The sequence below is a fragment of the Neobacillus jeddahensis genome, from assembly GCF_000612625.1.
In the GTDB taxonomy this organism is placed as follows: Bacteria; Bacillota; Bacilli; order Bacillales; family Cytobacillaceae; genus Neobacillus; species Neobacillus jeddahensis.
Genome location: NZ_CCAS010000036.1, coordinates 33,886 through 43,929, shown reverse-complemented (window position 1 = coordinate 43,929; position 10,044 = coordinate 33,886). Strand labels below are relative to the sequence as shown.

15 protein-coding genes and 1 pseudogene are annotated in these 10,044 nt (G+C 36.8%); 8 read left to right on the top strand and 8 right to left on the bottom strand.

Translation table 11 applies throughout. The features are described from left to right. Together TY15_RS24695 and TY15_RS24690 are read right to left on the bottom strand one after the other, a co-directional pair. A partial coding sequence (locus TY15_RS24695; protein ID WP_187373553.1) for a transposase occupies positions 1-178 on the bottom strand: 178 nt, incomplete at its 3' end. After that, positions 174-395, bottom strand: a pseudogene (locus tag TY15_RS24690) (transposase); the annotation flags it as partial. The gene TY15_RS24695 and the pseudogene TY15_RS24690, both read right to left, overlap by 5 nt. Before the next feature lie 257 nt (positions 396-652). Here TY15_RS24690 and TY15_RS15315 point away from each other — a divergent pair. Then, on the top strand, positions 653-841 hold the full coding sequence (locus tag TY15_RS15315; protein WP_040204447.1) for a sporulation YhaL family protein: 189 nt from the start codon (positions 653-655) through the stop codon (positions 839-841). Positions 842-880: 39 nt separating this feature from the next. On the opposite strand, the gene TY15_RS15310 is transcribed toward TY15_RS15315, so the two are convergent. Next, positions 881-1,759: a peptidylprolyl isomerase gene (locus TY15_RS15310; RefSeq protein ID WP_040204448.1), complete on the bottom strand. Its 879-nt coding sequence runs from the start codon at positions 1,757-1,759 to the stop codon at positions 881-883. Positions 1,760-1,979: 220 nt separating this feature from the next. Here TY15_RS15310 and TY15_RS15305 point away from each other — a divergent pair, with 220 nt between their 5' ends. Together TY15_RS15305 and TY15_RS15300 are read left to right on the top strand one after the other, a co-directional pair. Then, positions 1,980-2,066: a YjcZ family sporulation protein gene (locus TY15_RS15305; RefSeq protein WP_074432824.1), complete on the top strand. Its 87-nt coding sequence runs from the start codon at positions 1,980-1,982 to the stop codon at positions 2,064-2,066. Positions 2,067-2,102: 36 nt separating this feature from the next. Next, the gene (locus TY15_RS15300; RefSeq protein ID WP_040204450.1) at positions 2,103-2,195 is read left to right on the top strand and encodes a YjcZ family sporulation protein; all 93 of its coding nucleotides are present in this window, start codon (positions 2,103-2,105) and stop codon (positions 2,193-2,195) included. 92 nt (positions 2,196-2,287) lie between these two features. Here the strand turns inward: TY15_RS15300 and TY15_RS15295 are convergent, their stop codons facing one another. Further along, positions 2,288-2,467, bottom strand: coding sequence for a hypothetical protein (locus TY15_RS15295; RefSeq protein WP_040204451.1), 180 nt, complete (start codon positions 2,465-2,467; stop codon positions 2,288-2,290). 288 nt (positions 2,468-2,755) lie between these two features. On the opposite strand from TY15_RS15295, the gene TY15_RS15290 reads away from it, so the two are divergent. Beyond that, a complete protein-coding gene (locus TY15_RS15290) occupies positions 2,756-3,094 on the top strand; it encodes a DUF1878 family protein (protein WP_040204453.1) in 339 nt (112 codons plus the stop codon). A 7-nt stretch (positions 3,095-3,101) separates the two neighbouring features. Here TY15_RS15290 and TY15_RS15285 read toward each other — a convergent pair whose 3' ends face one another. Beyond that, positions 3,102-3,677 carry an HTH-type transcriptional regulator Hpr gene (locus tag TY15_RS15285; protein WP_040204454.1) on the bottom strand — a complete coding sequence of 192 codons (576 nt, stop codon included), beginning with the start codon at positions 3,675-3,677 and terminating at the stop codon, positions 3,102-3,104. Between the two features lie 307 nt (positions 3,678-3,984). On the opposite strand from TY15_RS15285, the gene yhzF reads away from it, so the two are divergent. Beyond that, a complete protein-coding gene (gene yhzF, locus TY15_RS15280) occupies positions 3,985-4,176 on the top strand; it encodes a membrane protein YhzF (RefSeq protein ID WP_040204455.1) in 192 nt (63 codons plus the stop codon). A 67-nt stretch (positions 4,177-4,243) separates the two neighbouring features. On the opposite strand, the gene TY15_RS15275 is transcribed toward yhzF, so the two are convergent. Together TY15_RS15275 and TY15_RS15270 are read right to left on the bottom strand one after the other, a co-directional pair. Continuing rightward, entirely contained in the window at positions 4,244-4,771 is a 528-nt protein-coding gene (locus TY15_RS15275) for a tryptophan transporter (RefSeq protein ID WP_040204457.1), read from the bottom strand. A gap of 154 nt (positions 4,772-4,925) precedes the next feature. Next, complete coding sequence (locus TY15_RS15270) at positions 4,926-5,345, bottom strand: HIT family protein (RefSeq protein WP_040204458.1); 420 nt, start codon at positions 5,343-5,345, stop codon at positions 4,926-4,928. A gap of 594 nt (positions 5,346-5,939) precedes the next feature. Here TY15_RS15270 and TY15_RS15265 point away from each other — a divergent pair. The 3 genes from TY15_RS15265 (at position 5,940) to TY15_RS15255 (ending at position 8,705) form a co-directional block, all read left to right on the top strand. Next, positions 5,940-6,680, top strand: a complete 741-nt coding sequence (locus TY15_RS15265; RefSeq protein WP_040204576.1) for an ABC transporter ATP-binding protein — start codon at positions 5,940-5,942, stop codon at positions 6,678-6,680. After that, a complete protein-coding gene (locus tag TY15_RS15260) occupies positions 6,673-7,884 on the top strand; it encodes an ABC transporter permease (protein WP_040204459.1) in 1,212 nt (403 codons plus the stop codon). The genes TY15_RS15265 and TY15_RS15260 overlap by 8 nt, the downstream gene beginning before the upstream one ends. Positions 7,885-7,982: 98 nt before the next feature. Continuing rightward, on the top strand, positions 7,983-8,705 hold the full coding sequence (locus TY15_RS15255) for an EcsC family protein (RefSeq protein WP_040204460.1): 723 nt from the start codon (positions 7,983-7,985) through the stop codon (positions 8,703-8,705). 23 nt (positions 8,706-8,728) lie between these two features. Here the strand turns inward: TY15_RS15255 and TY15_RS15250 are convergent, their stop codons facing one another. After that, entirely contained in the window at positions 8,729-9,904 is a 1,176-nt protein-coding gene (locus tag TY15_RS15250) for a M20 family metallopeptidase (RefSeq protein ID WP_040204461.1), read from the bottom strand. Positions 9,905-10,044: the final 140 nt, after the last annotated feature.

Genomic DNA, 10,044 nt, shown 5'->3' with positions numbered 1-10,044 from the left:
AACGCATACCATGCTTTTCTTTCGCATCTGCAAAAACACGTTCGACCGTCTCTTTGCGTTTCGCATATATCTGTTTGATTTCATCGTGATGACGTAGATGTTCTGCCTCTTCTAAGTAAGCTTCCCAAATATGACGTTGTATAAGCTTTTGATGGTTTTTGCTTTCCGTACATTGCAATAGAAATGGACATTTCTTTTATGGTTTGGCGGATGGAACGTATGCCGAAGATGTATTGTATGAAGACCATCTTAAACAAAATTACGGGGTCGATACTTGGACGGCCGATCCCTGAATATAGGTTTTCAACCAAGGGATAGATGAACGAAAAATCAATGGCAGACTCTATCTTCCGCACTAAATGATCTTCAGGAACTAATTGATCAATTGTCAGCATTTCTAATTGTCCACGATCATTTGATTGTTTCTCGTCATCATGGTACGTCACCTCGAAAAGTATTTATCTTATACTATTTACTTATTTCTATTCTAAAAGAAAAAGACTGTCGACAAACTCGAAAATTTTCGAGTTTGTCGACAGTCTGAAATAACCCATTAAGGGTTATTTTTTTTGCATTAGGTTGAATAATTTTAAGAATCTCGAATATGTTGTATTAACAAGTGGACAACCACTAGTGAAGGGAGCAACCGAAATTGACGATACCTATTTGGATTTATGCAGTTGTGGTTGGCATAGTAATTAGTGCTCTGATGGCGATAAAAACGGGACGTGAAGAGCGACAAGTGGAATTGGAAAATATTGAGCAAGAAGGGGAAATCTATATAAAACGCCTTGAACGTGAGAAGGAAATGCGTGAAGACCTTAAGGCGACAGGGGAATAAGAAAAGAGGAAACACTCAAGTAGTGTTTCCTCTTCTTTATTATTCTTGTGCAGCTGTATCAGTGGTAGTGGTAAGAGCGTCCTTTAAGTCTTTATCGTTTACCTTTACTTTTGCTGCTTTTAATTCACGTTCCATTGCTTTATTGATTTCTTCACTTGTTAATTTTGAAGATTTAACTTCATACTCAAGGTCTTTCTTCATGTCATCAAAAGATTTTTTCTCTTTTTTCTCTGTCACTTGAATAATATGATAACCGAATTGTGTTTTAACAGGCGCACTAATTTCGTTAGCTTTAAGGGCATAGGCAGCTTTAATAAAATCTGCATCATATTGTCCTTTATTGGTATTGTTGATGGTGCCTAAATCGCCACCATTTTGTGCGGAAGCAGTATCTGTTGAATATTCTTTTGCCACATCTTCGAATTTTGCCCCGCCATCCAATTTAGCCTTTACTTCTTTTGCCTTTGCCTCATCAGCAACAAGAATATGCCGAGCCTTTATTTCAGGTTGATAACTGTCGTAGTAATCCTTTAATTCTTTATCAGTTACTTTAACATCTTTTAACGCTGCTTTTTCTTGCATCATTCCAAGCTTCATTGTCTTCTTTAAATCCGCTTCACTGGCATAGCCATATTGAGCAAGTGTTGATTCGAAGTTGGAACCAAGCTGTTCTTTTAATTCATTCACTTTTGCATCTAATTCTTCATCGGTAATTTTGTATTTCTTGGAAAGAACCTTCTCATAAACAAGTTGCTGAAGGGCTTGATTTCCATACTTGTCCTTCATTGTATTGTAAAGGTCTTCTTGTGTCACATCTCCAACAGAGCTTTCTGCTACTGTATCAGAACCACTTTGATTACATGCACTTAATGCAAGTACCCCGCCAGCTAATGAAAGGGCCAATATCCATTTTTTCATGATGAATCTCTCCTAAACAGTTAAATTCTTGTGGGTCTGTTTGTCCACAATGTTTACTATAACATAAATGGTGACCACTGCAAAAATAAAAGATGTGAGCATATATAGAAATTTCAAAAAATGTCTTTCGGACTTTTCCATAAAAAATAAGCTAAGTGCCTAAACGAAATGAAACCTTCGTGAATAGTATATCTTAGCAAATGAAAAAGGAGGTATTACGATGAGTGCAGGATATGGAGCAGGATTTGCTCTAATTGTAGTCCTTTTCATCCTATTGATAATTGTTGGGGCTTCTTGGGTTTATTAATGGAATAGAATCAAGCTTGAAAGGGGGGAAACATACATGTCTGGAGGAGCAGGTTACGGTGGAGGATTTGCTTTAGTGGTAGTTCTTTTCATTCTTTTGATTATCATTGGAGCATCTTGGATCTACTAATAAAAAATGAAAAAACTAAAAGCGATGAGATAAACTCATCGCTTCGCTTTTTTCATTTTGATCAACCATTTCGCATAATCTCTATAAAAGGATTATGTATATAAAATTTCCAGATATGATGAGATCAGTAATATCGTTATTAGGACATTAATGGTGCGAAATACCTTATGTTGTTTTTCTTCAGGTATTTCCTTTTGAATGCAGAGAGAATTGGTCATTTTATTTACATAAAACAAAATAAAAATAGCGAAGACAATAAAAACGGAGATCATCAATGATTCCCTCCCAGATGATTTACTATGATAACGAGCAATTAGAGTGGAGCTCGTTGTGGGTAAAAAAGTAGGTGTATCCACGTTTCTCTATACAATATCAAAAAAAGCAAAAAAAAGATAGTCAAAAAGGTTGGAAGAATGTTAGACTTTTTTTCTACCCGTCCAAATCTAAAACATGACTGTTGCGGATTTGGGATGAAAATGTTTAAAAAAGGTTTACCCTACACTTTAAAAGGTGAATAATGAAAATAGGGTAATGTAAAGGGTCGAAAAGAGGGCGATAACATGGTTGAACAGGATTTGCTGTTGCAAAGGATTAATCTTCTTGAGTATCATCAGAAACTGTTGGTGACTCTGCTTGGTAATCCTAAGCTAGAATTTTATAAGTTAATCATTGAAAACGGGGTATCTAAGCAAGAAATTGACAATTTCTACTGTTTATGTGACCAATTAAGCGTGAAATTAGCAGAACAAAAAGCGGAAGGATATGTATATTTTCATCCGCTTTTTGACGAATTATTAGCTTCCTTACCAGTTAACCTGAAGATGGAAGCAGTCATTAAGGCATGCCTTAAACAGAAATTGTATGAGCCTCTTTTTCAGGAGTTTAATAAATACTTATAATGATTCGTTACACTAGCTCTTGTTCCGTTTTTTTGACCTTTTTTAGAGTTCCATCTTTCTCTGTGAACTCACTTTCAATATTATGAAAAGAACGTTCGAAAATTTCCATAAAATCATCGCCGTAAATATTTCGAACAATTGCCATCATTTCAATAATATCGGGAAACTTACCATATAACTCCCGTAATGGTAAAGCACCAGAAAAGGCGGCATTCCCGCTTGGCTGATAGGATTCCATTGATTGGAGTAATATCTCTTCACCTTGATCTGTAAGCTGAATATACGTATTTCGCTTGTCATTTTCCCTTTTAGAAAATTTCAGCAAACCTCTTTCTTCTAATTTTTTTGAAAAATTAAAAGCTGTTGAGACATGCATGACTCCAAACTTTGCCACATCAGAGATGGAAGCGCCATTTAAATGATAGGCGATCCAAAGAATATGGTGTTCATTAATATTCAAATCAAAGGGTTTAATCCATTGTTGCCAGTCTTTCTCAATCGATTTCCATAATGCTTTGCTTAATTGTGTAATTCTCTGACTAAAAATCATTGCTTCCTTCATCGAATATTGTTTCTCTGTCATCCCCAATTTCACCTACTTTTATATTTCTCTAGTATCATTATGCCAATAAAATAAAAATTAATAAAGGTGTAAATTCACAAAATTTTTAGAAATTAGTAAAATCTTATATTGATTTTTAAATTTCTTTGTGAAAGTCGATGCGATTATCGAAATTTAGTGATGATGATATAAAAGCTCTAGTTACTATTTGACGTTTTCGAATAGCAATCTTCATTACTTAGATACTTGTTCATAGGAATGGACGGCAAATCATATAAATAGTTACAACGATTGTTCGTATTTTCAATTTTGTAGGGGGACAATAGTGATGAAGATGGTAACAGTGACATTTTTTATCTTAAGCGCAATCCTTTTTTTAGGAACCATTAAATTTTTGTTTGAATTAAAAAGGCCAGGTGTCTATCCGCCAAAACAAGTAGTCAAGAAAAGAGCAGCTGCTTTAGCTGGAGGCGGAGGGATTTGTTTACTTTTGGCTTTCCTGCTTTCGAATTTTTCCTAGAAATATTCGAATATGTTAATTTAAGAAAAGAACCCCTCGAGGTTCTTTTCTTAATAGATCCCGTGCATTATTTTTGAATGACGGAAGCTGATGATAATTTAGTTCTTTTCATGATCGATTGAGCTACTGGATACAAAATAACCATAATGACAGTGTTTAGTACAATGGCTGGTAAAACACCCACTGCAAATAGTGCAGCAAAAGGACCTGGCAACCCTACTAATAAGAAGGCTGATCCTAAAAAAACTGTACCTGAGACCAATGTTCCCACTGCTGTTAATACACTTGCAGAAATAATTGGTTTGGTGAATTTTCTTATTAGTAAAAATAAACCAAAAAAGAGTAATGCAGTGACGATTTTATCAATCATATTTGGAATCTGTCCGTTTGGAAACCCAGTTGTCAATGCTGACAATATTCCAGTCACAATGCCCATCAGTGTGACACTTTTTATTTCTGGTACAAGGATAATACCTAAAAACATCATGGCAAGCATCATATCCGGCTTGATTCCAAGAAAACTGGGCATGACCGTATGCAAGACTACACCAATCCCCGCTAAAAGTGCTAAAACTACTAAATTTTTTGTATTCAATTCTCATCTCTCCTCTGCTATCCTAAGCTATTTGTTCCTCCTGCAGTGCACTCATTGCCTGCAGCGAAAAACTTACCATCATTATAGCATATTACGATAATATTGATAAAGAAAAAATTTTCAGATAATTAACAAAAAACATAATAAAGTCAAGCTAAATCTGTTTATTAATATTTGCAGCCATGTCTTGTAAAGTTTGCGGCGTATAATCACTTTGATTGTTTTTCCAAACAGCACCAAAGCCGTCTCCTTTGCCGTAACGTGGAATCAGGTGCATGTGAAAATGAAATACGGATTGTCCAGCTAATTCACCATTATTATTGAGTGTGTTTAAACCAATTGGTTCGAATTCTTTCTTCAATGCCGTGGCAATAGAAGGAACCACTTCAAAAAGGTTTTGGGCGATTTCAGGTGTCAATTCATATATGTTTTCCTTATGTACCTTTGGAATGACGAGGGTATGCCCTTTTGTCACTTGACTAATATCTAAAAAGGCAAGAACATGTTCATTTTCAAAAACCTTTGCTGCTGGAATTTCACCATTAACAATCTTACAAAAAATACAATCACTCATTACCGAGACAACCCCTTTAAGAATAGTTTGTATTATTTTACCACATATCTTGGAATTAGAAAAAGGCAGGATCCGCATGGAATCCTGCCCTCTCGAAGGGGATTGCTTCAAATTTGCGTTCATTTTAGGAGTGTTCTTTGATAAACACCTCATTTTTCGTAGAGTGTTTTTTTATAAAGAGACATCATTGTTCAAGCTGACCATCCCCTATAGTGTTTTTATATGTTTTCCCAACTTATAAAAACAGGTAAGTGATCTGCGGTAAACACCTCATTTAAAGTTTATTTTTTAAATAAACAGTTGGTGTTACTAGAACTCAAAATGGTTACTATGCACTTTGTACAAAACAACCATCCCCTTTTCTGAAACGAATAGAAGCTCACTTGTTTGAAAGGAAATTGTCTTTAGCAGACACCTCATCTCAAATGTAGATGAATCTCTTCATCAAAGTAAGTTGTTTCCCCTTCGAATATTATGATGTCCGTTCCTCCAAGAAATATACAAAGAAATATACAAAAATTGTATCCCTATTTTTATCAATAGGAATTTGATAAAATGTTAACCATAATCTCCTATGGAGGAAGGACGTTGCAAATGGCTTTATTAACGATTGATCAACTTGTTGGAGGGTATACAAGGAACCCGGTATTAAAGGATGTTTCTTTTGAAGTAAACGAAAAAGAAATGGTCGGTTTAATTGGATTAAATGGTGCTGGAAAGAGTACAACCATTAAACATATTATTGGATTAATGGAACCGCATCGTGGGACGATTAAAATTAATGGACTATCATTTCTGGAAAATAAAGAGGCCTATCGAAAAATGTTTACGTTTGTTCCAGAAACACCTGTACTATATGAGGAACTAACACTTGATGAGCATTTAAAATTAACTGCCATGGCATATGGGCTTGATGAGTCGACCTATAAGGAACGAATTACCCCATTGTTATCGGAGTTTCGAATGGAAAAGCGGTTAAAATGGTTTCCTGCTCACTTTTCAAAAGGAATGAAACAAAAAGTGATGATTATGTGTGCATTCCTTGTTCAGCCTTCGCTTTATATCGTAGATGAACCATTTGTCGGTCTTGATCCGCTAGGGATCCAGTCGCTGCTCGACCTGATGAAGAAAATGAAACAAAATGGGGCAGGTATATTAATGTCGACACACATTCTGGCTACGGCTGAGAAATATTGTGATCGCTTTGTCATACTACATGAAGGAAAAATCCGTGCCAAAGGAACACTTGAAGAGTTAAGAGAACAATTCTCGATGCCAACAGCCTCTTTAGATGATTTGTATATTCAATTGACGAAGGAAGAAAATTATGTTTGATGAGAAGAAGCTTTGGAGGGACCGCGCGGGCGGTCGGATGAAAGACTTAGGCAGATATTTACGCTATATTTTTAATGGACATCTGGTCATTGTTTTATTATTTCTGATTGGAACAGCAGCCTTTTATTATCAACAATGGCTTGAAACGCTGCCAACAAATTTCCCAGCGGAGCTGATCTTGGCTGTGTTCATTGGTTTTTTCATTACGGTCAGTCCTACATATAATTTCCTTCTTGAGGCGGACAAAGTATTTTTATTACCTCTTGAGGATAAGTTAAAGGGATACTTACTTCGCTCAGGAGTAGTGAGCGTTGTTTTACAAGGCTACATATTATTAATGGTTCTTGCTGTATTCATGCCGATGTATGCACATGTTAGCAGGAGTGGGTTTGGCTCGTTTATCCCGTTTTTCATCGTGTTACTTATGGTTAAAGTATGGAATGTTGCCGTCACGTGGAAAATTCATTATTATGTTGATTTATCTGTACATAGATGGGACATGGTTGCCCGCTATTTCATGAATGCTGTATTTTCATATCTTTTGTTTAAACAAGCACACCTTTTAATCCTCTTGTGTATTGCTTTGATTATGGTTTTTTATTTTTACAGCTTTCACACAAGAACGAGGAAAATGGGCCTAAAATGGGATCAATTAATCGATCAAGAAGAAAAGAGAATGGCTTCCTTTTATCGTTTGGCAAATCTGTTTACAGATGTGCCGAAATTAAAGGAAACCGTCAAAAGAAGAAAGTGGCTTGATTGGTTGATCAGCAAGATTCCATTTATACAAGAGAAAACGTATTTATATTTGTTTTCACGAGCTTTTTTGCGCTCATCCGATTACTTAGGCTTATTTGTTCGGTTAACGGTTATTGGCGCACTTGCCATCTATTTTATTTCATTTGGTCTGGGACAAATTTTGCTGGGGGTTTTATTTTTATACCTAACAGGCTTTCAATTATTGCCGTTATGGAATCACCACCAAAATAAACTCTGGGTGGATTTATACCCTGTAGCACAAAAATTTAAGTCGGGCGCATTTCATTTTCTGTTGATGACGATATTATCGGTTCAAGCCTTTATTTTTACTATACTTGTCTTGATAAAAGGTGAATGGGGGACATCGATTCTGACATTACTTATAGGTCTTGTCTTTAGTTATATATTTGTCTTTTATTACAGTAAAAATCGATTAAAAGCATAAGCAAGGAATCCCCTTTTCGCCGAAGGGGATTTTTTTTGAAACTATTAGGCGGGTTTTATCGTATGAATGCATAAAATGAACTATGGGGGGGGTTGACCTTGAACGAGTATGAACTGAAAGTTTACGAAGAAATTGAAGAATGGAAAAGAAAATTAACAAGACGGTCCGGGATGGTGAATCGTATCTCAAAAAAAGCGCAAGGGAAGATCAATGAATGGATTCCTGAAAAAGTGCATGAGATGCTGACGGAAAGTATCAAAGCAATGGTAAAGACTACATTATTCGGCTCCCAGGCTACGACTAATAAAGATCAGGCACGAGGGTTAACACTTGCCGAACGAGATGAACTGGCCCGAAATAAAATTTCTATCTATCAAAAGACGGCTGTAGTGGAGGGAGCGGGGACAGGTGCAGGTGGAATATTACTGGGTCTTGCTGACTTTCCGTTACTTTTAACCATTAAAATGAAATTTTTGTTTGAAGCAGCGTCTATCTATGGATTTAATACAAAGGAGTATGAAGAAAGATTGTTTATTCTTCATGTTTTTCAGCTTGCTTTTTCGAGTGATGACATTCGTAAGAATACGTTAGCCGACATTGAAAATTGGGAAAGTCGCAAGCAAGAAATTGTAGAAATGGATTGGCGCAAGTTTCAACAAGAATATCGAGATTATATTGACCTCGCTAAACTCTTCCAGCTTGTGCCAGGTATTGGTGCGTTTGTTGGGGCATATGCCAATAACAATCTTCTCAAACATTTGGGCGACACAGCGATGAATGCCTACCGATTAAGATTACTACAAAAATCCCCTGAAATTTAGGATGACAGGGGATTTTTGCGTACTTATTGGTTATGGATGCTGATCGCAGCTGTTCCAAGTGTTTTGGCGGCAATTAACATCGCTTTTTCATCAATATCAAATTTTGGATGATGATGGGGGTACCCAGGATGATCTCCAACGGGTTTAGCACCAGTGAAAAAGAAGGTCCCTGGAATTTTTTCTAAATAATAGGAAAAGTCCTCACCGCCCATTTGCAGTTCGGTTTCTTCAATGGTATCAACTTCTGGGACATCCTGCGCACAATCAATGAGAAAGGCCGTTTCTTTTTCATGATTGACGACGGCTGGGTAACCTCTGAAGAAGGTATACTCATACGTGCTATCAGACAGATAGCATGTGCCATCTGTAATCCGTTTTATTTCTGCTTCGATAAATTGCCGAATTTCTTCTTTAAAGGTCCGAACCGTCCCAATAAGTTTCGCCTTGTCGGCAATGACATTAAAGGCATTTTCAGCTGTAAAAGAAGCAACTGTTACAACAGCGGATTCCACTGGATTGACTTTCCGACTGACAATTTGTTGGAGGTTTAGAACGAGCTGTGAAGCAGTAACAATGGCATCCTTTGTTTTATGAGGCTGGGCCCCGTGCCCACCTTGTCCTTGTATTTCGATTTCAAACCGATCAGCAGCGGCCATAAGGGGTCCTGTTCGATATTGGATTGTTCCGGTCGGTGCACTTGCCCATAAGTGGGTACCAAAAATCACATCTACCCCCTCTAAACAGCCGTCCGCAATCATCGGAGCAGCCCCACCTGGTGCATATTCTTCCGCATGTTGATGAATAAAAACATAGGTGCCTTCAAGTTCTTCCCGAAGTTCATATAATGTTTTCGCAAGGACGAGTAGAGTGGCAGTATGACCGTCATGTCCACAAGCATGCATGACCCCGGGAACTAATGACTTGTATGGAACATTCTTTTGATCCTGAATTGGTAACGCATCAAAGTCTGCTCGTAAGGCAACTGTTTTACCAGGCTGTTTACCATACACGGTAGCTATCACCCCATTGCCGCCGACATGACCCTTTACGTCAATCTGCAACTTTTCATAATAGGCTTGAATATACTTAGCGGTATTATATTCTTGAAAAGATAATTCTGGATGCTGGTGCAGGTAGCGGCGGATGGAGACCATTTCGTCATAATAACCTTCTAACTTAGTAAAAAGTTTATTTCTCATATGTAATCCCTCCGTGTATTGATATTGAAATTGTATTTTCAAACTATTTTAACACTTTAAATCTATTATATAGATTTTTATCGTGTTTTTCTTTATACTTTTAAAAGTATTTTATATAGACAGTGTGAAAGGAATAGGGG